We start from the raw sequence: 19,803 nt of genomic DNA on the forward strand, positions 1-19,803 counted from the left end.
GCGTCAGCCGTGGTGGGCGCTTCTGAGAACCGGTGCCCGGCGCAGACTTGACTCTGACACCGTGTGAGGTCGTAGACCGGGAGGCGTCATGTTCAGTATCGGAGATTTCGCCAGACACGGACGGGTATCGGTCCGGATGCTGCGCCACTACGACGCGGTCGGATTGTTGCGACCGGATCGGGTGGACCCGGCGACCGGGTATCGGTATTACGAAGCCGCTCGACTCGCCAGGCTCAACCGCATCGTCGCGTTGAAGGATCTGGGGTTCACGCTGGAACAGGTGGGCCGGATTCTCGACGAGAAGGTCGACAGCGCCGAATTGCGCGGCATGCTGACCCTGCGGCGCGCGGAGCTCGAGCAGCGTATCGCCGAGGATCGCGCCCGGCTCGTCCAGGTCGACACGAGACTCCGGATCATCGAGAAGGAGGGCCTCATGCCCGTCCAGGATGTCGTCGTCAAATCCGTCCCCGCCGTCCGGGTCGCCGAATTGACCGGCGCGGCCGAAGGTTTCGAGCCGCAGTCGATCGGTCCGGTGATCGGTCCGTTGTTCGAGGAACTGTGCCGCCGATTGGATCGAGCGGGGATCACCCCCGTCGGGCCCGCGATCGCCTACTACGAGCAGCGCTCCGAGGGCGACGGCTCGGTCGTCGTGCACGCGGCGATGCCGGTGTCGGCGGAATCCGATGCGTCGCAGGACTTCTCGATCGTCGATCTGCCCGCGGTGGCGCAGGCGGCCACCGTCGTGCACCGGGGCAGTATGGACGCCGTCATGGAGCCGTGGCAGGCGCTGGGGCGGTGGGTCGACGAGAATGGTTACCGCTCGGCGGGTCCGGCCCGCGAAGTCACCCTGGAGTTCACCGAGGATCCTTCGGGGTGGGTCACCGAACTCATGGAGCCCATCACCGCCGGGTAGGTGCCCAGCCGTCACCGCCGAGCCGGAACCTCGAGGCCACGCTTCCCCACCCGGGCCTACCGATGTGCGTCGGGTGATCTGGGGATACCCGCTGACGGGGACAACTCCTCAGCGGGTATCCGTTCCGGTCGCTATTCGACTGTCAGGTATCGAGGCGCAGGCCGAGGACGGGATAGTTCGGGTCCTCGTCGCCGGGGCGGGCCTGTCCGTGGCCGAGAAACGATGTCGCCGTGCACAATCGGAGGCGGTGACGCGCGCCGACGGCGGTGAGGAGTGCGCAGCCGTCCGCGGGGACCCGGGTGGGCGGGAGCGCACCGGTGGGCAGCATCGCGGCGGCTTTGTCCACGGTCGTGAGGAAGAGTCCGCCGGGGCGGAGGACCCGGGCCACCTCGGCGAGCACCGGTTCGGGGTCGTCGAGCAGGTGCAGTAGCCAGATGGCCGTCACCGCGGCGACGCTGTCGTTCGGCAGTGGAAGCGCGGTGGCGTCCGCTCTGGCGACTCGGCCCGGTAGACGTCGGGCGGCGTGGCGCAGCATGCCGGTCGACAGATCGACGCCGATGACGCGGTGGCCGAGAGCGTCGAGTCGCTCGGCCACGATTCCGGTTCCGACGGCGAGGTCGAGGACGATGCCGTGTGCGGGCAGCAGTTCGCCGAGCGCGGACGCCGCCGCGTGCGCCCGGGGCGAACCGCCGCGTGTCCGGTCGTAGTCGGCGGCCTCGTCGTCGTAATCGAGCACAGCGTCATCATCTCCCCGATTCGGGGGATTCGTCGAGCTTGCTCGATCCCCGAGGAGAACCGGTCCGTACGGCACCGGCCCGAGAGTTCCCCCGCTATGCGCGATACCGGCCCGGTGACCCGCTCAGATCTCGACTGTCACCGCGTGGAATCCACCGGGCCCGCTGGGATAAGGGGGTCGGTTCTCCCCCGCCTGTACCACTCCGGATCGGCCGACGACGCGGGCGCGGATCGTGTGACGGCCCGGCGGCAGTTCCAGGGTCGTGCGCCAACGCCGCCAGGCGGCGGGGGCGAGTTCGTCGGCCAGTTTCGTCGTCTGCCAGGGCCCTCCCCCGACCGATACCTCCACCTCGGCGACGCCGGCCGGTGGCGCCCACGCGACGCCTGCGACGACCGTCGTGCCCGCCGATTCCCGGCCGGGTGCCGCCACGTCGATGCGGGCCTGGGGTTCGACCCACAGCGGATCGCTGGTCCAGCCGCGTTTCCACCAGTAGTCGACGTGGCTGTCGTCGGTGAGTTCGAGTTCGGCGAGCCATTTGGCGCCGGTGTACTGGCCGTACAGGCCGGGGACGACCACGCGTGCGGGGAAGCCGTGGGCGGGGCTGAGCGGTTCGCCGTTCATGCCGATCACGAGGTAGCCGGGGAGTTCGCCCGAGCGCAACGGCTCGACCGGGAGCGAGATCGTGTAACCGTCCACGGCCCTGGTGACGAGGCGGGTCGCACCGGAGGCCGGGATGACGTGGCGGAGCAGATCGGCGAGCGGGACGCCGACCCAGCGGGCATTGGCGACGCGTCCCTGGCCGGGCCGGTTGTGGACGCAGACCAGGACCGCGTCGAATTCGACCGCGTCGGCGGCTAGATCGGCCAACGACAATCGCAGCGGGTGCGCGACCATGCCGGTGACGGCCAGCCGCCAGCGCGCCGGATCGACGCGGGGCGGGTGTGGGCTCACATCGGCGACGTAGAACTTGTGCTCGGGGGTGATCAGGGCCGACAGGCCGGGTTCGCCCTCCAGTCCGTCCTCGGGCGTGACAGCCGGGTTGCCCATCGCGCCGATGCGGCGAATAGCACTGCGCTGCTTGCGATCATGATCGCGGTTCAGGGTGTGCGCGGCGGCGAGCAGGCCCGCGCCCGCGGCACCGACCGCGAGCGTGGCCAGCAGTCCACGTGACCGGGTGCGCAGGCCCGCGGCGAGCACACCGGCGGCTGCCGCGGCACCCGCGGAGATCCAGGCCGACCGATTGGCCTGTCGTAGGCCGAGTGCGCCCGCGCCCGCCCCGAAGGCAGTGGCGGCGGGGACGTGCCATCGGTCGGGCAGCCGGGCCAGACCGACCGCGCCCGCGAGCGCGCCCGCCACGGTGCCGAACCGGATGAAGGTTTTGTCGTGCCGCCCGGTGAGTTCCACCGTCGTCTCGACCACCGGCAGTGGCGCGGTGTCGGTGAGCGTCCGCCCGATCGCGTCGATCAGGGACGCGCCTCCGACTGCCGCGACGACCTCACCTGATCCCAATGCCGCCAGGCCGACCGCGGCGGCTCCGAGCCCGCCGACCCGCTTCCGGTCCTTGCTCGTGCGCACCGCCGTAACACCTGCTCTCGTCGTGATGGTCGTCGTTCTTCTCGCATTGTCCCCGAATCGGCGACACCGCCGTGGCCGTTCCTCAGGAGTCGACCGGTTCGGCGGCGAGCGCTTCCAAGTGTTTCGCGACCGCTTCCGGAAGCCGGTCGCCCGCGGCGCCGCCGCCGAGGATGCCGACGGTCAGGCGATCGGCGTAGGTGTAGACGAGGAAGGTCACCGCCGCGGCGGCGCCCGTCGACGGGCGCGGATGGGCCGAGAGGTAGACGATCTCGTACTCCGACAGCGCCGAGCCCGCGGGCATCGTGAAGGTGCGGACGCGGCCGGTGTTGGTCAGGGCGATATGCCCGGCCAGCGAGTGGATCATGGTGGGGCCGAAGAAGTCGGGGAAGTGCAGCACCGATTGCCGGACCGTTCCGTCGGCGAGGTCGCGGTGCAGGCGGGCGGAGATCTGTGCGCCGAGATTCTCGATATCGCCCGCGGGGTCGACGGTCGCGGCGAAACAGGCGAGGCCCGCCATATTCGTGCCCGCGACGGCGGACACGGGCGGGTCGAGACGCGAACGCATATCGACCGGGTAGACACAGGACACCGGGACGGGATCACCTGCGGCACCGGATGTCTCGGCGACGTAGGCGCGCAGCAGGGCGGCGGTGACCAGGCCGTTGACGGTGACATCCGGCCGTCGTCCGAGTCGGACGATGCGGGCGGTGGTCTCGACGTCGAGCACCGCGCGTCGCGGGCGGGCCAAGGCGGGCGGCGGCGGGATCTCCGGATCGGGTGGAAGGATTCGCGCCCCCGGCGGCAGCGCTCGGATCGCGTCCTCGAGTCCGGACCGTTCACCCCTGACGATGCCACGCTCTGCCGCATACCATTCCAGCGACTGCGGATATGGCTGTGGGACAACAGATATCGACCGGCCGCCGACGTATTCGGTGTAGTTGTCCCACAGCCGGGCGAACAGTTCCACGCAGTGCCCGGCGTCCGCGACGGCGTGGTGCACGTACAGGGTGACCCGCGACCGGTGCGCGACCGTCACGTCCAGGTAGGCCAGCTGGGTTCGCGGGTCGATCGACTCGGCCGGGATACGCACCTCGTCCGGCTCACCGTGGGTGACCCACGCGCCGACATGGTCGCCGCTCGGGCGCAGGAGGTGGCCGTGTCCGGCCTCGTCTTCGCCGATTCGGCAGGTGAGCACCGGATAGGTCCGCAGCAGTGCGCCGAAGGCCGCGCGCAACGCCGCCGTATCGAGTTCACCCTCCACCCGCACCGTTCGACCGGTATAGGTCGCGTGCCTCACGAAACGCTGTTCCGACGCCGCTAACACCCGTAGTACATCACCCGCACACCACCACACACCGCACAGCGTGCGGCACGGGCGGATCACACGCAATCCGGCGGGTGCGAGAGACTGCTCCGATGAGTCTCGCGGCACATCTGGAACAGCTCGGACGCCCCCTGGTCGAGCGGCAGCTGACCCATCCGACGGTGGCGGGCATCGCGAACGGCGACCTGCCCGAACCCGTCTTCCGGTCCTGGCTGGAACAGGACTACCTGTTCCTGCTCGACTACGTCCGGGTGTTCAGTCGGCTCGCCTGGCAGGCTCCGGCCGCTCATCTGGGCGATCTGGTCGACCTCGCGCAGTCCACCTACCATGACGAACTCGCGCTGCACCGCTCGCTCGCCGCGGAATTCGGCGCGGACCTGAACGGGGCGGTCAAGGGGAAGCCCTGTGCCGAATACACCGCGTTCCTGCTGGATTCGGCCGCCGACTACGCCGACGGTCTGGCCGCCCTCTACCCCTGCATGTGGGGATACTCCACCCTCGGCGCCATCCTCGCCCAGAATCCGCCCGCCGACCCGCGCTACCGGCGCTGGGTCGACACCTACGCCGATCCCGGCTTCGCCGCCCTGACCGCCCGCTGCGCCGAGATGCTCGACGAAGCCGGCGGCGACCGGGAGCGCGCGCAGCGCTTCTTCCTCGAGGGAATGCGCCACGAATACGATTTCTGGGACGTGCCCTGATTCGTCCACGCGGGCGGGATATCCCGCTGCCGTGTGGGCGCGGGATCGACGGTGGTCCTAGGCTGGGCCGGTGGGTTCCGAGCACGTACGCGCGTCCGACGCCGACCGCGAGAAGATCGTCGACCGATTGAAGTCGGCGATGAACGAGGGTCGGCTGACCCTGCACGAATACGACGATCGCGTCCAACAGGTCTACAACGCCAAGACCTACGGTGAGCTGACGCCGGTACTCGCCGACCTACCTGCCCAGCGCCCGACGAAATCCGTTCGTGGGGAAAGCATTCCGCAGTGGATCATCATCATGTGGATTCCGTGGGCGGCGGTGAACGCACTGTGCCTTGTCATCTACGCGGCCACCGGGGCGGGCTACTTCTGGCCGTTCTGGGTCGCGGTGCCCTGGGGTTTCGCGTTGCTGATCCCGACGGCGATCGGGATCACCACCCGGCCGCGCGGCGAGCGGAAATGACACGAGGCCGACACCCCGTGGGTGCCGGCCTCGACGTCGCGATCGCTACGCGCCGATGAGGTGCTGGGCCAGGTAGCCCTCGACCTTGTCCAGCGCGATGCGTTCCTGCGCCATGGTGTCGCGTTCGCGGATGGTCACCGCCTGGTCCTCCAGGGTGTCGAAGTCGACGGTGATGCAGAACGGCGTGCCGATCTCGTCCTGGCGACGGTAGCGGCGGCCGATATTGCCCGCGTCGTCGAATTCCACGTTCCAGTTCCTGCGCAGTTGCGCGGCAAGGTCTTTCGCCTTCGGCGTCAGATCCGCGTTGCGCGAGAGCGGCAGCACCGCGGCCTTCACCGGGGCGAGCCTGCGGTCCAGGCGCAGCACCGTGCGGACGTCGACGCCGCCCTTGGTGTTGGGGGCCTCGTCCTCGGCGTAGGAGTCGACCAGGAACGCCATCAGCGAACGGGTGAGACCCGCGGCCGGTTCGATGACGTAGGGGACGTAGCGCTCGTTGGTGGTCTGGTCGAAGTAGCTGAGCTCGGTGCCCGAATGCTCCGAATGCGTCTTCAGGTCGTAGTCGGTGCGGTTGGCGATACCTTCCAGCTCACCCCATTCGCTGCCTTGGAAACGGAAGCGGTACTCGATATCGGTGGTGCCCGCCGAGTAGTGCGACAGCTTTTCCTTCGGGTGTTCGAACAGCCGAAGATTCTCCGGGTCGATGCCGAGATCGGTGTACCAGGAGAAACGGGTGTCGATCCAGTACTTGTGCCATTCGGCGTCCTCGCCGGGTTTGACGAAGTACTCCATCTCCATCTGCTCGAACTCGCGGGTGCGGAAGATGAAGTTGCCCGGGGTGATCTCGTTGCGGAAGCTCTTGCCGATCTGGGCGATGCCGAACGGCGGCTTCTTGCGCGCGGTGGTCATCACGTTCGCGAAGTTCACGAAGATGCCCTGCGCGGTCTCGGGCCGCAGGTAGTGCAGGCCCTCCTCGTCGTCCACCGGGCCGAGGAAGGTCTTGAGCAGGCCGGAGAAGTTCTTGGGCTCGGTCCAGTTGCCCGGCTGGCCGGTGTCGGGGTCGTTGATATCGGCCAGGCCGTTGACCGGCGGGTGGCCGTGCTTCTCCTCGTACGCCTCGAGCAGGTGATCGGCCCGGTAGCGCTTGTGCGTGTGCAGCGATTCGACCAGCGGATCGGTGAAGGTCGCGACGTGACCCGACGCCTCCCACACCGCGCGCGGCAGGATCACCGACGAATCGAGACCGACGACATCCTCGCGGCTGGTGACCATGGACCGCCACCACTGCTTCTTGATGTTCTCCTTGAGCTCGACACCGAGCGGACCGTAGTCCCATGCCGACTTGGTGCCTCCGTAGATCTCACCGCACGGGTACACCAGACCCCGGCGCTTGGCGAGGTTGGCAACGGTGTCCACCTTCGACTTGGGTGCCACGCGAGAGTTCTCCGTTCACTGCGAGTGTTTGTCCGGATGCGAACTTCCGATGCGGAGGTCGCCCGGAGACATATGTCGTGTACAGACTATCGGCAGCGGCCAACGGGTTTTCCACCGCACAGGTGTTGTCACGGCGCGTACGGTGGGCATACATCCCGAGGCGGAACTCCCGGTCTCTCGCGGGCGCATACCCCCGAGGCGTCGTGGGCCGCGCAGGTCTCGATGGTGCGAGCCGCGCATGTCGCATTTGACATGCGCACCCATGCATATCAAAATGGGATCGCTTTCCATTAAGGAGTGATTCGATGTCCGCCGAAGCCGCTACCGCTCATTCGCACAACCCCTACCGGTCCCCCGGCCCCGCCCCGCTGCCGACCCGGGGCGTCCTGGAAGACGCGGGCGAATTGCTGCGCGCCCTCGCGGCGCCCGTGCGCATCGCCATCGTGCTGCAACTGCGTGAATCGCCGCGTTGCGTACACGAGCTGGTCGACGCGCTCGGCGTGACCCAGCCGTTGGTCAGCCAGCACCTGCGCATTCTCAAATCGGCGGGCGTCGTCCACGGCGAGCGGTCCGGGCGCGAGGTGCTCTACGAACTCGTCGACGATCATCTGGCACATATCGTCGTCGACGCCGTCGCGCACGCCGAGGAAGGTTGATCCGTGCCTGACAAAACCCTGGATACGCACAAGTCGGTCGGTATCCGGAGCACCCGTCAACGCAGTGCCATCGCCGCGCTGCTCGGCGATATCGAGGAATTCCGCTCGGCCCAGGAACTGCACGACGAACTCCGCCGCCGCGGCGAGGGGATCGGTCTGACCACGGTCTACCGCACCCTGCAATCGCTGGCCGACGCGGGCCTGGTCGACGTGCTGCGCACCGATTCCGGCGAATCGGTCTACCGCCAGTGTTCCAACGGCCACCACCACCATCTGGTGTGCAGGCATTGCGGACGCACGGTCGAGGTGGAGGGGCCGACGGTCGAGGCGTGGGCGGAATCCATTGCGGGAGAACATGGTTTCACCGACGTGAGTCACACCATGGAGATCTTCGGCAGCTGTCGCGGTTGCGCGGCCGCCGACAGCGGCGGAAAACCCTGATACGGCGGGGTTAACATCGGGCGGATCAGCGCTTATTCACCTGGGAATCGATCAACACTTGATTCCTTACCCAGGGAGGAAGCGTGCGAGAATCTGTACGCGCCGCAAGGATATATCGCGTCACCCGGATCGGGGCGGCCGCGCTGCTCGGCTTCTCGGTATTGCTCACGTCGGCCTGCCTGGACGAGGAGACCACCGGAACGCCGGTCACCAGCGCCGAAGGCGGAGTAGGCGGTCCGCAGGCTCCGGCGGGCCCCGGCGCGCAGCCCGACTCCGCCGACAGCCCCGGTCGGGCCGTCGTCCGAACGGTCGGTAAGACCGGCTGGTTCGAGGGTTTCGAGATCACCGTGGACAAGGCGACGGTGGTGCCCGACGAATACGGCGGAGCCAAGGTGCTCATCGACATCACCTACGAGAACACCGGACTCGAGGCCGCGACGTTGAGTAACAACTCCCATCTCGAAATGGGCAGGGAGGTCGACGGCGGAGCCGGTTTCGACAATCCGACCGTGCCCGGCAAGGGGTCGGCCACCGGCAAGGTCACCACCCCGGTGCAGGTACTCAAGGACGCCGATCATCTGCTCGACACCCTCACCGTGGTCTACGGCGAGGCGTCGGACAACCAGACCCGGATTCCGCTGGCCGCGTCGAGCAAGGTCGAGAGCGTCCAGCCGAGAGCCCTGCCGATCACCGGCACCCTGGTGCAGGATCCGACCACCGTCGAGATCACCGGGGCCACACTCGGTCCGAGTTACGCGAAGAACGAACGCGGTAAGGACGAACTGGCGCTGCGTATCAAACTCGTCGGCGGCGCCGGGATTTCCGACGGCGGGACCAATATCTACTACCAGTACTTCAGCCTGAAGACACCGGACGGCCGGACCGTGGTCGCCGATTTCCGGGGCACGATCAACGAACTGCTCGGACGCGGCGAGACCATCGACAATCCGCTGAACTACGTGATCTTCGTGGTGCCGACGCCCACCGCCGGGCAGTACGTGGTGACCTACAACGCGGACAAGGATCCGGGGACCGCGGCGTCGATGCCGTTCACGGTGAGCTGACCGACGCCCCGGACACGAACGTCGGCCCTGTTCGACGGTCGTGTCCGTGCACCGGACTTCGGCGACCACGGCTGTCGGCGGGTGCGACCGCGTCGGTTCGGTCGGGCGGCACAGGACAAGCAGCACAGCGTCCGATCGCACCCGGTCGAACGGGTGCGACCGGGCTACAGCGGGATTCGCGTCGCGCTCAGACGGCCGGGACCGGTTCGGGTGACGCCGCCGGAACCGGTTCGGCCTCGGCGCGGCGACCGCGCAGTACCGCGACACCGATCAGCGTCACCGCCACCACGGCCCAGACCAGCAGCACCGTCAGCGGTTTCGCGGCCCCGGCGCCGTCGAAGAAGGCGACCGAGCGGAGCAGAGTGGAGGCCGCGCCGGGCGGGAGGTACTGGCCGATGGCGCCCCACGGCTGCGGCAGCAGTTCTGGGGCGGAGGTGGCGGCCGAGAACGGGTTGCCGATCAGCAGCATGGTGAGTGCCGCGATACCGATCCCGGGGCGTCCGACGACCGAGGCCAGGCCGACGACCGCACCGGCGACCGCGAAGGAGACCAGACCCGCGACCGCGGCCAGGGCGAGATAGGAGCCGGGCACGACCGACATCCAGCCCTGGATGATCGCCATGCCGAGCAATCCGCCCACCACGCCGAAGGTGGCGAGTCCGGCGATACGGGTGGCGGGGGTGGGAATGAGGAGGCTGAGCAGGACGCCGGCTGCGATGCCCGACATCACCAGGGGCAGCACCATCGCGCCGAAGGCGGTGCCGCGCGGATCGTCCACGTCGGCGGCGACGACGTCTTCGACGGCCGCGGACGGCACGCCGGACAACTGCTGGGCCAAGGCCGTGAGTTGCTGTGCGACAGCGGGACTCGCGCCAGAGGCGACGAGGACCCGTGGTGCGCTGCCGCCGGTGAGGACGGCGCCGTAGACCTCGCGGTCGACGATGGCGGCGCGGGCCGCGGCTTCGTCGGCCGGGGTGGTGATCTCGAAGGCGTCGGGAAGTTGGGCATTCAGCCGTTCGGCGACCTGCTGGGCCTGCGGACCGGTGACCGCGATGGGCAGATCACGCGGTTCGATATTGGCGGCGGGCCAGGCGAAGGCGATCAGCATCAGGGCCTGGAGCAGGGCGGCGGCGAGTCCGACCGCGAATGCTCGCTGGGTGGTGTTCATGACTTTCTCCCGAAAATCGAATGACCGTTCTTTATTGATTTCACGGTCGCACGGCGGCGGAAGGTTGTCAAGAACGGATATTCGTTTTACTTTGGGTTCATGCCCCGAGTCAGCGAAGAACATCTGGAACGCCGCAGGCAGCAGATTCTGGACGCCGCCCGCCTGTGCTTTGCCCGCAAGGGCTTCCACGACTCCTCCATGCAGGACGTCTTCGCCGAATCCGGGCTCTCCGCAGGCGCGGTCTACCGGTATTTCAAGAGCAAGGACGACATCATCGCCGCGCTGGCCACCCAGACGATGATCGAGCTCAGGGGCACCATGGCCGAGGCGATCAGCGCCGAACCCCTGCCGACCCCCGCCGAGGTGATCACCCTCATCGCCAGGAACATCGTCGCGCGCAGCGGACCGGAAGGACCGGTGCGGCTGGCCCCACAGGCTTGGTCACTCGCCCTGGTCAACCCGGAGGCGACCGGTTACGTGCGGGAGGCCATTCTCGCCATGCGCGGGGTCTGGGAGGACTACGCGGAGCGGATGCGGGCCGCGGGCTGGCTCCCGGCGGACGCCGACACCCACGCGGTCGCGGTGGCCATCATCGGCCTGCTGCCCGGCTTCATCCTGCAACACCTGATCATCGGCGACATCACGCCGGAGACGCTGGCGCGCGGTGTTCGGACCCTGCTCCCCTACGGTGAGTCCGCCGCACAGGGCGGTTAGCGGTTCACCGTAGCGGCACGCGCACGTCGCTGCCGCCCTCCGGGGTCAATCGGGCGTGCACCTTCAGCAGCGACGGGGCGGGCACGAACCCGCCCGCGAACAGCGCCTCGCCCTGACGGAACCACGGCGAGCGCTCGAGCAGCGCGGTGGGCGCGTATCCGAAATAGGTGCCGAGTTCGGCGAGATCGGACGGTGAGGTCATCTTCATCAGCGCCAGATTGTCGCACTGGGACAGGATGCCAGGATGGACCTTGGTCGGCCGCTGGGTCGAGAGCAGCAGCCACAGTCCGAATTTGCGTCCTTCCGCGGCGATCTGGATCAGCCGCTCACGCACCGAGACCGCGATCGAGGAGTCCAGGCGCGGCGAAGCGAGATTGTGCGCCTCGTCGATGACGAGAAGTAACGGACGGCGCTCCTCCCTGCGCGCCCACAGATCGTCGAGCAGTGCGAGCGCCACCACGAGTTGCTGTTCGCTCGTGGAGAATCCGCCGAGATCCAGGACGGTGGCGTCCGGACGCTGCGCGACGATATCGGTCACGGCGGTATCCCCGCGCGCCCACACCTCCCAGGTGTTGAGCCCGAGGTTCTGGATGCGCAACGCCAGCCGGCGCTGGGCGGGATTGTCCGAACCCAGCAGCTTGGGCAGCGTTTCGTCGAGTTCGGCGGCGGTCATCAGCGCGGACATGCGCAGGAGTTCGCCGAATTCCTCGCGGTCCACGATCGGGTCGATCCGCAACACCGCGGCCTTGGACGGGAGCGGCAGCGCGGTGAACCTGGCGCGCAGCGGGGCCGCGGCGTCGTGCGGGCGCAATACGCGGATATCGCGCTCCCGCAACGCATCCGCGGCGGGGCCGGTGGCGCCGGGATGCAGTTCACCGAGGCGGACGTAGTCGGAATTCGGATCGAAGATCACCATCGGCAGGGCCGTGTGCGCGATGAGTTGTTCGAGGACGACGCCGAGGGCATAGGTTTTCCCCGAGCCGCTCTGACCGCACCAGAAGGTGTGCCGGTTGAATCTCGTCGGCAGCAGCCGGGCCGGACCGAACGGCGGGGTGAGATTCACGCCGACGTCGAGTACCGCGCCGGTGGTGTCGTGCAGGGTCTGCACGATCCGCGAGTCGACCGGCTCGACGCGACCGCTGTCGAAGGCGTGACTGGCCCCGGTATCGATGCCGTCGACGGCCAGTTCGCCGATCAGGCGCCCGCGCAACCGCGCGGGTGTGGTCTGACTCCGTTCCTCGACCATCGCCAGCTGCCGCGTGCCACCGGCGTGCACCACGATGAGGGAACCGGCTATGAACGAGCTACCGACGGAGTCTGCGATGACGAAGGAGCGTCCGTCATCGGAGCGGGCCACGGGATAGCGGGAATCGTCGGGCATGGTCCGATCGTGCCACCACCTGGCAAACTCAGGGCTACATGCAGGTTGCGACGCGGGTTCGGGCACGCGGGGGCCCGATCGGATCCCGTCTGGACCACGCCGCCGAGCTCGGGCAGCGCGTGACCGTCGCCGACCCGGTTCAGGTCCGGGGCCGGATCCTGCCGCCGGTCGCCGAGGGCGACCGGGTGACACCTCGGCGCCCGAGATCCGCCTACGGCTGGAGCAGGCCCGGCCTGGCGCGAGCGGCGCCCGACAGCACCAGCACGAGCATGGTCGCCAGCGCCTGATCGTCCAGGCCCGCGGCCGGGAAGGTGTAGCGCAGGATGACATCGGCGAGTTTGCCGTGGGCGATCACCGTGAGCGAACCGAATTGCAGGGCGTTGTTGCGTTCGGCGACCCGCTTGTGCAGTTGCGGTTTCAGCGGACGGTCCCAGGCCAGCACGCAGGTCAGCGTCAGCACGTCCAGGCCGGGCGCCAGACTCACCGCGCGCAGCGAGCACAGGGAACCCTCGTATTCGAATCCGATCGAGCCCTCGGGGTCGACGCGGACGTCGACATCGTAGATCGACAGACACGCGCCCGCGCGCGCCTGTAGTTCCTGCTCGGGGGTGACCGCCGAGTCCATCTCCGCACCACCGTTCACTTGGTACCGCCGAAGCGGCGGTCACGCGAAGCGTACTCGAGACAGGCGTCCCACAGGTTACGTCGATCGAAATCGGGGAAAAGTGTTTCCTGGTAGACGTATTCGGCGTAGGCGGACTGCCAGATCAGGAAGTTCGAACTGCGGAACTCACCGGACGGCCGCAGGAACAGATCGACGTCGGGCATATCCGGTTCGTCCATGTACTGAGCGAGCGTCGCCTCGGTGATCCGCTCCGGATCTATCTCACCCGCCGCCACGCGACGCGCGATTTCCCTTGCGGCATCGGCGATCTCGGCACGGCCACCGTAGTTGACGCACATGGTGAGGGTCATCACCGTGTTGTCCTTGGTCAACTCCTGGGCGGTCTCGAGTTCGTTGATCACGCTGCGCCACAGGCGCGGTCGCCGACCGGCCCAGCGCACCCGCACGCCCATCTCGTGCATCTCGTCGCGGCGGCGGCGGATGACGTCACGGTTGAAGCCCATGAGGAAGCGCACCTCGTCGGGGCTGCGCCGCCAGTTCTCGGTGGAGAAGGCGTAGGCCGACAGCCACTTCACCCCGATCTGGATACAGCCCTCGACGGTGTCCATCAGGACCGCCTCGCCGCGCTCGTGTCCGGCGGTGCGTGGCAGTCCCCGCTCCTGCGCCCACCGGCCGTTGCCGTCCATCACCAAGGCCACATGTTTCGGCACGAATTCGATCGGCAGTTCCGGCGGCACGGCACCCGAGGGGTGCGGGGACGGCGGGCGGACTGTCCGGTCGCTGTCCGATCCGGTCTTGCTCGGCCTTGTCGTAGTGGAGTCTCGGCGGAGGATCACGGGGTCCATCCTGCCTGATGCGCCGGGCCGGGCGAACAGCCATCCACGCATCCGCCACACGATCCCCGCACGACCGCCACCTAACCCGCCACGTGCCGCCCGCCCGCCGCGGACACCGACGACACGGAGGCGGACCGCTCGATCAACGGCAGCGTGCGCAATTGCCGTTCCAGATGCCATTGCAGATGCGCCGCCACCAGTCCGCTGGCCTGATTGCGCACCGAATCGGGCACCGTCGCGACGTAATCCCACTCGCCGCGCAGCAGGGCGATCAACAGATCGAAGACGCCCGGCGCTGGCGTGGCCGCGCCGGGCGGACGGCAGTGCACGCAGACCGCGCCGCCCGCGCCGACGTGGAAGGCGCGATGCGGACCGGGGGTGGCGCATTTCGCGCATTCGTCCAGCGCGGGCGCCCATCCGGCGAAACCCATGGCGCGCAACAGGAACGCGTCGAGTATCAGTTCGTGCGGGCGCTGTTTGGCCGCGATGGCGCGCAGCGCGCTCGCGGTGAGCGCGTGCAGTTTGGGCGCGGGCGCGCGTTCCTCGCCCGCCAGGCGTTCGGCGGTTTCCAGGATCGCGCAGGCGGTGGTGTAGCGGCCGTAGTCGTCGATGATGTCGGCGGCGAACGCCTCCATCGTGTGCACCTGGGTGACCACGTCCAGCGTGCGTCCCGGATGGAGTTGCACATCGATGTAGGCGAAGGGTTCGAGTCTGGCTCCGAATCGCGACTTGGTGCGCCTTACCCCCTTGGCCACCGCTCTGACCAGGCCGTATCTGCGCGTGAGCAGCGTGACGATGCGGTCCGCCTCGCCCAGTTTGTGCTGGCGCACCACCACTGCCTCGTCCCGATACAAACGCACGGGGTCATCCTCCCACGCTGCGGCGACAACGCCCGAGAAGGGAGTGGCGGAGGGGCGATCGCTATCCGGCCCGGCTCTGCGGCCGGGCGCGGAAATGCGCGCGCTCCCCCTGTTTGCCGAACAGCGAGAGGAATTCGACCGCGTCGTCGTCGGCCGCGCCGAACCAGTGCGGCTGGCGGGTGTCGAATTCGGCCGCCTCGCCGGGGACGAGGATCAGATCGTGCTCGCCGAGCACGACGCGCAACCGCCCGTTGAGGATGTAGATCCACTCGTAGCCCTCGTGGGTCTTGGGCTCGGGCTCCCTGCGGGCACTTCCGGCCTCGATCACGATCTTGTACGCCTGGATGCCGCCCGCCCGACGGGTCAGCGGGACCATGGTCATGCCGTGGTTGGTCACCGGACGCAGGTGGATGCGCGGATCACCGGTGGTCGGCGCGTCGACGAGTTCGTCGAGAGTGACCCCATGCGCGCGGGCCAGCGGGAACAGCAGTTCCAAGGTGGGTTTGCGGGCGCCGGATTCCAGCCGCGACAGCGTGCTCACCGAGATTCCGGTACGCGTGGACAGGTCGGCCAACGTGGTCTCGCGCTGTTTGCGCAGTGCGCGCAGGCGTGGCCCGACCGCGTCCAGTGCTCGGTCGAAGTCGATATCCATGACATCCACTTTGCCATATCAGCAAAGAAGGTTGCCATCTTCGAACTATGTCACGCATGGTCGTCCCAGGAGGTGGTCCCGATGACCGATCAGTTGGAAAATAGCTATGACGTGGTGATCGTCGGTGGTGGCGCGGCGGGTTTGAACGGTGCGCTGATGCTGGGCAGGTCGCGACGTTCGGTGGTGGTGATCGATGCCGGTCGGCCCAGGAACGCACCGGCCGAAGGGGTGCACGGACTTTTGGCCCTCGACGGGATCGCGCCGTCGGAGTTGCTGGAACGCGGGCGTACGGAAGTGCGCGGCTACGGCGGGCACATCGTCGACGGTGACGTGGTCGCGGTCGAGCTGGGTGAGGAAGGTTTCACCGTGACGCTGGCCGACGGGCGCGCGGTTCGGGGGCGCAGGGTGTTGGTGGCGACCGGGCTGGTCGATGAGATCCCCGATATCCCGGGGCTGCGGCAGCGCTGGGGCAGGGACGTCGTCCACTGCCCGTACTGCCACGGATGGGAGGTCCGGGACCAGGCGATCGGGGTGCTCGGCACCGGGCCGATGTCGGTGCACCAGGCGCTGCTGTTCCGGCAGTTGAGCGCGGATGTCGTGTATTTCGCCGACATCGCGCCGCCGACAGCCGAACAGGCCGCGCAGTTGGACGCCAGGGGTATTCGGGTGGTCGACGGCGATGTCGCGTCGGTGGAGATCGCGGACGACCGACTCGTCGGCGTTCGCCTCACCGACGGAACGCTCGTCGCGCGTGACGCGGTGGCCGTGGCGTCCCGGATGGTCGCGCGCGCCGGATTCCTCGCTCCGCTCGGCCTGGTGCCCGTCGCCCATCCATCCGGTATGGGTGAGCACATTCCCACCGATCCGACGGGACGTACCGAGGCGCCCGGGGTCTGGGTGGCGGGCAATGTCACCGATCTGTCCGCACAGGTCGGCGCTGCGGCCGCGGCGGGGGCGATGGCGGGGGCGCAGATCAATTTCGATCTGGTCAACGAGGAGATCCAGCAGGCCCTGATCCCGCAGACGTAATCGCTTTCCCGACAGTCGGATTCAGTACCGGGCGGCGTTCGGACGCGCACATCTCACAACCCCGCGCACGGCTACGACACCGGAGCAGGTCAGGACTTCTGTCCCGCCAGGAGCCCGCCGACCAGCAGCATCAGCGAATGCATGGCCTGGGCGCGGGCGGTGTCCTTGTCGGGGGCGTGGGCGACGATCAGCCCCGCCTCCGACACCGCGCTGAGGATGAGTTGGGCCAGGGTCCGCAGTGGGGCGTCGGCGATCAGGCCGTCGTCGCGGGCCCGCTCCAACTGGGAGACGATCAGGCCGAGGCCGTAGCGGGCTTCCAGCTCGCGCCACTGTTCCCAGCCGAGGACGGCGGGGGCGTCGAACAGGGCGATGCGGATCATCTCGGGCCGCTGGCAGATCCCGAGGAAGACGTCGAGTCCGACGGCGACGGAGACCAGCACGTCCTCGGTCTGCGCCGCGTCGATCGCCCGCTCGATCTCGGCGGTGTTGTCCGACTCCAACTGTTCGAGGACGGCGAGGAACAGTCCGCGTTTGTCGCCGTAGTGGTGGTGCAGCGCACCACGGGTGACGCCGGCCTCGGCGACCAACTGCTCCGCCGAGGTACCCGCGAAGCCGCGCTCGGTGAACAGGCGGCGACCCGCCTGTTCGAGCGCGGCCCTGGTGGTGCGGGAGCGATCCTCCTGGCTACGGCGTGGCATGCAGCCGAGTGAACTCCAGAATCCGCCGGGTGAGCAACTCGGGCTGGTCTTCCGGGAGGAAGGTGTACGAGTCGTCGACGAGGGTCAGGGTCGCATCCGGCAGGTCGCGGGCCAGGCGTTCGGCGAATTCGATCGGGAAGATCCTGTCCTCGCGCGCCCAGACCAGCAGGACCGGAACCCGGACGTCGGCGAAATGCCGCGCCGCCTCCAGGGTGTAGCGACGGCGCGCGGTGATCAGGAAGCGGCGCAGGTCTTTTCGGATCGCGGCCGAACCGCGGCTCGGCAGCAGGTAGGAATCGGCGATCTCGGGCGGCACCGGCCGCTTGGCCACCAGCCCGAAGGCCAGTGGCAGCCGATGCAGCGCCCGGATCCGCATCAATTCGGTGAACGGCCGGATCGAGCCGGGGATTCGGGCCAGTACGCCGAGAGCGGTGAAGGGCTGCGGCAGGAAGGCCTCGTAACTGTCGACCGAGGCCAGCACGACGCGGCCGATACGTTCCGGCCTGCGGGTCAGCAGCACCTGGGTGATCGCTCCCCCGGTGTCGTTGGCGACCACCGTGACGTCGGTGAGGTCGAGCCGTTCCAGGAAAACGGCGAGCAGGTCGGCGAGACCGTTCGGGGTGAGATCCGCGTCGGGCACGGGGATGGTGTGCGCGCCCAGCGGCAGTGTCGGGGTCAGACAGCGATGACCGGCGGCGGCGACGGCGGGCACCACATGACGCCAGAGATCGGCGTTGACGAGCAGGCCGTGCACGAACAGCACGGGCGCGCCCGCTCCGGTGTCGTGGTATTCGACGCGGCCGCCGGGCAGGTCGATCTCGTGGGCGGCGCCGAGCGCGGGACTGATTGCCATGGTGTTCGCCTCTCGCAGTGGTGAGCCTTCCCGGTAATTTTTACATACATACGGAATGTATGTCCACGCCCGCACAGGTCGTGACCGTGACACGGGTTCGACACGTTCCGGATACGGACGGTGCGTTTCCGGCCCGGAACGCGATAACTGATGTGGACGGTTGACCAGATGCGCGCTACCGTTCACATCCACAGGCCGAACAAGGGAGATCGGATGACCGCGTCCGAACGCGGGAGGCTCGCGGCGGTGCCCGACCCCACAGACCACCCGGCACCCAGCGCCTTCGCCGCGCCGCACCGGGGGCTCGCGCGATTCGCCGCCGACCTGGCCGACGGCACCCTCACCTCGACCGAGGCCGTCACGTCCGCCCTCGACCGCATCGAGGCCAGCCAGCCGACGCTCAACGCCTTCCGCGTCGTCCGGCGCGAGAAGGCGCTGGCCGAAGCCGCCGACGCCGATCGCCGGATCGCGGCGGGCGAACGTCTTCCCCTGCTCGGCGTGCCGATCGCGGTCAAGGACGACACCGATATCGCGGGCGAGCCGACGGCGTTCGGCTGCGGCGGCGAATTCGCGCCCAAGACCGAGGACGCCGAATCGGTGCGCAGACTGCGCGCGGCGGGCGCGGTGATCGTCGGCAAGACCAATACCTGCGAACTCGGCCAACTGCCCTTCACCAGCGGCGCCGCCTTCGGCCACACCCGCAATCCCTGGCACGCCGAACGCACCCCGGGCGGGTCATCGGGCGGCTCGGCGGCGGCCGTCGCGGCCGGATTGGTCCCTGCCGCACTGGGTTCCGACGGCGCGGGCTCGGTCCGCATCCCGGCGGCATGGACGAATCTGGTCGGCATCAAACCCCAGCGCGGGCGCATCTCCACCTGGCCGTTGCCCGAGGCGTTCCACGGCCTCACCGTCAACGGACCGCTGGCCCGCACCGTCGCCGACGCGGCGCTACTCCTCGATCTCGCGGCCGGTCCGCACGCGGGCGACCTGCACACCCCCGCGCCGGTCACCGTCTCCGACGCCGTGGGACGCGATCCCGGCAGCCTGCGGATCGCGCTCTCCCTGCGCATCCCCTTCACCGCCACCAGAACCGCGCTGGACTCGCAGGTCGAAGCCGCGGTCCTGCGCATGGCGACGACGCTGCGCGCGCTCGGCCATTCGGTGACCGTCGCCGACCTGCACTACGGCCTCATGATCGGCGCGTCGTTCCTGCCCCGGTCCATGGCCGGTATCAGCCGGGTCTGCGACACCATGCCCGGCGCGGTGGTCGATCCGCGCACCCGCGCCAACGTCCGCTTCGGGCGGCTGCTCAACGGACCGGCGCTGTTCGCCGCCCGTCAAGCGGAACCGTTGCTGCACAGGCGAATCGGATCGTTCTTCCGCGACTACGACCTGGTGCTCGCGCCGACCACCGCCACGCCGCCGCCCCGCGCGACCGATATCGACGGCATCGGCGTGAACGACACCAACAACCTCATCACCGCCGCGTGTCCCTACACCTGGCCGTGGAACGTGCTCGGCTGGCCGAGTGTGAACATCCCCGCCGGGTTCACCGACGACGGATTGCCCATCGGCGCCCAGCTCATGGGCACCGCGAGTTCGGAACCGCTGCTGGTCTCGCTCGCGGCGCAGGTGGAATCGGAGCTGCACTGGGAACGCCGACGCCCCGAACCCTGGTGGTGA

The 19,803-nt window shown here is 68.6% G+C and carries 21 protein-coding genes; 9 read left to right on the forward strand and 12 right to left on the reverse strand.

Annotation, left to right across the window (positions count from 1 at the left end; translation table 11 throughout):
• Positions 1–88 precede the first annotated feature (88 nt).
• Positions 89–913, forward strand: a complete 825-nt coding sequence (locus JZ792_RS18550; protein WP_216911738.1) for a MerR family transcriptional regulator — start codon at positions 89–91, stop codon at positions 911–913.
• Between the two features lie 142 nt (positions 914–1,055).
• Here the strand turns inward: JZ792_RS18550 and JZ792_RS18555 are convergent, their stop codons facing one another.
• The 3 genes from JZ792_RS18555 to JZ792_RS18565 form a co-directional block, all read right to left on the reverse strand.
• The gene (locus JZ792_RS18555; protein WP_216911739.1) at positions 1,056–1,649 is read right to left on the reverse strand and encodes a class I SAM-dependent methyltransferase; all 594 of its coding nucleotides are present in this window, start codon (positions 1,647–1,649) and stop codon (positions 1,056–1,058) included.
• Positions 1,650–1,772: 123 nt separating this feature from the next.
• A complete protein-coding gene (locus JZ792_RS42980) occupies positions 1,773–3,224 on the reverse strand; it encodes a molybdopterin-dependent oxidoreductase (RefSeq protein ID WP_216911740.1) in 1,452 nt (483 codons plus the stop codon).
• An 82-nt stretch (positions 3,225–3,306) separates the two neighbouring features.
• Positions 3,307–4,608, reverse strand: coding sequence for a phthiocerol/phthiodiolone dimycocerosyl transferase family protein (locus tag JZ792_RS18565; protein ID WP_308165351.1), 1,302 nt, complete (start codon positions 4,606–4,608; stop codon positions 3,307–3,309).
• Between the two features lie 32 nt (positions 4,609–4,640).
• On the opposite strand from JZ792_RS18565, the gene JZ792_RS18570 reads away from it, so the two are divergent.
• Both JZ792_RS18570 and JZ792_RS18575 read left to right on the forward strand, forming a co-directional pair.
• The gene (locus JZ792_RS18570) at positions 4,641–5,246 is read left to right on the forward strand and encodes a TenA family protein (RefSeq protein ID WP_216911741.1); all 606 of its coding nucleotides are present in this window, start codon (positions 4,641–4,643) and stop codon (positions 5,244–5,246) included.
• A gap of 70 nt (positions 5,247–5,316) precedes the next feature.
• Positions 5,317–5,712: a DUF1707 domain-containing protein gene (locus JZ792_RS18575; RefSeq protein ID WP_216911742.1), complete on the forward strand. Its 396-nt coding sequence runs from the start codon at positions 5,317–5,319 to the stop codon at positions 5,710–5,712.
• Positions 5,713–5,757: 45 nt separating this feature from the next.
• On the opposite strand, the gene JZ792_RS18580 is transcribed toward JZ792_RS18575, so the two are convergent.
• Positions 5,758–7,143 carry a glycine--tRNA ligase gene (locus JZ792_RS18580; protein ID WP_109523748.1) on the reverse strand — a complete coding sequence of 462 codons (1,386 nt, stop codon included), beginning with the start codon at positions 7,141–7,143 and terminating at the stop codon, positions 5,758–5,760.
• 305 nt (positions 7,144–7,448) lie between these two features.
• On the opposite strand from JZ792_RS18580, the gene JZ792_RS18585 reads away from it, so the two are divergent.
• The 3 genes from JZ792_RS18585 to JZ792_RS18595 all read left to right on the forward strand — a co-directional run bounded on the left by JZ792_RS18585 (position 7,449) and on the right by JZ792_RS18595 (position 9,304).
• Positions 7,449–7,799: an ArsR/SmtB family transcription factor gene (locus JZ792_RS18585; protein WP_109523749.1), complete on the forward strand. Its 351-nt coding sequence runs from the start codon at positions 7,449–7,451 to the stop codon at positions 7,797–7,799.
• Positions 7,800–7,802: 3 nt separating this feature from the next.
• Positions 7,803–8,240, forward strand: a complete 438-nt coding sequence (locus tag JZ792_RS18590) for a Fur family transcriptional regulator (RefSeq protein WP_109523750.1) — start codon at positions 7,803–7,805, stop codon at positions 8,238–8,240.
• An 83-nt stretch (positions 8,241–8,323) separates the two neighbouring features.
• Complete coding sequence (locus JZ792_RS18595; RefSeq protein ID WP_216911744.1) at positions 8,324–9,304, forward strand: hypothetical protein; 981 nt, start codon at positions 8,324–8,326, stop codon at positions 9,302–9,304.
• A gap of 187 nt (positions 9,305–9,491) precedes the next feature.
• On the opposite strand, the gene JZ792_RS18600 is transcribed toward JZ792_RS18595, so the two are convergent.
• Positions 9,492–10,472, reverse strand: coding sequence for a hypothetical protein (locus JZ792_RS18600; protein ID WP_216911745.1), 981 nt, complete (start codon positions 10,470–10,472; stop codon positions 9,492–9,494).
• Between the two features lie 99 nt (positions 10,473–10,571).
• On the opposite strand from JZ792_RS18600, the gene JZ792_RS18605 reads away from it, so the two are divergent.
• The gene (locus JZ792_RS18605) at positions 10,572–11,186 is read left to right on the forward strand and encodes a TetR/AcrR family transcriptional regulator (RefSeq protein ID WP_216911747.1); all 615 of its coding nucleotides are present in this window, start codon (positions 10,572–10,574) and stop codon (positions 11,184–11,186) included.
• 4 nt (positions 11,187–11,190) lie between these two features.
• Here JZ792_RS18605 and JZ792_RS18610 read toward each other — a convergent pair whose 3' ends face one another.
• The 5 genes from JZ792_RS18610 to JZ792_RS18630 all read right to left on the reverse strand — a co-directional run bounded on the left by JZ792_RS18610 (position 11,191) and on the right by JZ792_RS18630 (position 15,540).
• Positions 11,191–12,567 carry an ATP-binding protein gene (locus JZ792_RS18610; RefSeq protein ID WP_216911749.1) on the reverse strand — a complete coding sequence of 459 codons (1,377 nt, stop codon included), beginning with the start codon at positions 12,565–12,567 and terminating at the stop codon, positions 11,191–11,193.
• Between the two features lie 211 nt (positions 12,568–12,778).
• Positions 12,779–13,192 (reverse strand): YbjN domain-containing protein, encoded by a 414-nt coding sequence (locus JZ792_RS18615; protein ID WP_109523967.1) that lies wholly within the window; start codon positions 13,190–13,192, stop codon positions 12,779–12,781.
• 14 nt (positions 13,193–13,206) lie between these two features.
• Complete coding sequence (locus JZ792_RS18620; RefSeq protein ID WP_216911750.1) at positions 13,207–14,037, reverse strand: isoprenyl transferase; 831 nt, start codon at positions 14,035–14,037, stop codon at positions 13,207–13,209.
• Between the two features lie 71 nt (positions 14,038–14,108).
• On the reverse strand, positions 14,109–14,888 hold the full coding sequence (gene recO, locus JZ792_RS18625) for a DNA repair protein RecO (protein WP_216911752.1): 780 nt from the start codon (positions 14,886–14,888) through the stop codon (positions 14,109–14,111).
• A 61-nt stretch (positions 14,889–14,949) separates the two neighbouring features.
• Entirely contained in the window at positions 14,950–15,540 is a 591-nt protein-coding gene (locus JZ792_RS18630; RefSeq protein ID WP_216911754.1) for a helix-turn-helix domain-containing protein, read from the reverse strand.
• A gap of 81 nt (positions 15,541–15,621) precedes the next feature.
• Between JZ792_RS18630 and JZ792_RS18635 the strand changes: the two genes are divergently transcribed.
• Positions 15,622–16,569 carry an NAD(P)/FAD-dependent oxidoreductase gene (locus JZ792_RS18635; protein WP_216911755.1) on the forward strand — a complete coding sequence of 316 codons (948 nt, stop codon included), beginning with the start codon at positions 15,622–15,624 and terminating at the stop codon, positions 16,567–16,569.
• An 89-nt stretch (positions 16,570–16,658) separates the two neighbouring features.
• Here JZ792_RS18635 and JZ792_RS18640 read toward each other — a convergent pair whose 3' ends face one another.
• Both JZ792_RS18640 and JZ792_RS18645 read right to left on the reverse strand, forming a co-directional pair.
• Positions 16,659–17,267 carry a TetR/AcrR family transcriptional regulator gene (locus JZ792_RS18640; RefSeq protein ID WP_216911757.1) on the reverse strand — a complete coding sequence of 203 codons (609 nt, stop codon included), beginning with the start codon at positions 17,265–17,267 and terminating at the stop codon, positions 16,659–16,661.
• Complete coding sequence (locus JZ792_RS18645) at positions 17,254–18,120, reverse strand: alpha/beta fold hydrolase (RefSeq protein ID WP_216911759.1); 867 nt, start codon at positions 18,118–18,120, stop codon at positions 17,254–17,256. The genes JZ792_RS18640 and JZ792_RS18645 overlap by 14 nt, the downstream gene beginning before the upstream one ends.
• A gap of 213 nt (positions 18,121–18,333) precedes the next feature.
• Between JZ792_RS18645 and JZ792_RS18650 the strand changes: the two genes are divergently transcribed.
• The gene (locus JZ792_RS18650; RefSeq protein ID WP_216911761.1) at positions 18,334–19,803 is read left to right on the forward strand and encodes an amidase; all 1,470 of its coding nucleotides are present in this window, start codon (positions 18,334–18,336) and stop codon (positions 19,801–19,803) included.

It is taken from the genome of Nocardia noduli (genome assembly GCF_019038455.1).
Taxonomy (GTDB): domain Bacteria; phylum Actinomycetota; class Actinomycetes; order Mycobacteriales; family Mycobacteriaceae; genus Nocardia; species Nocardia noduli.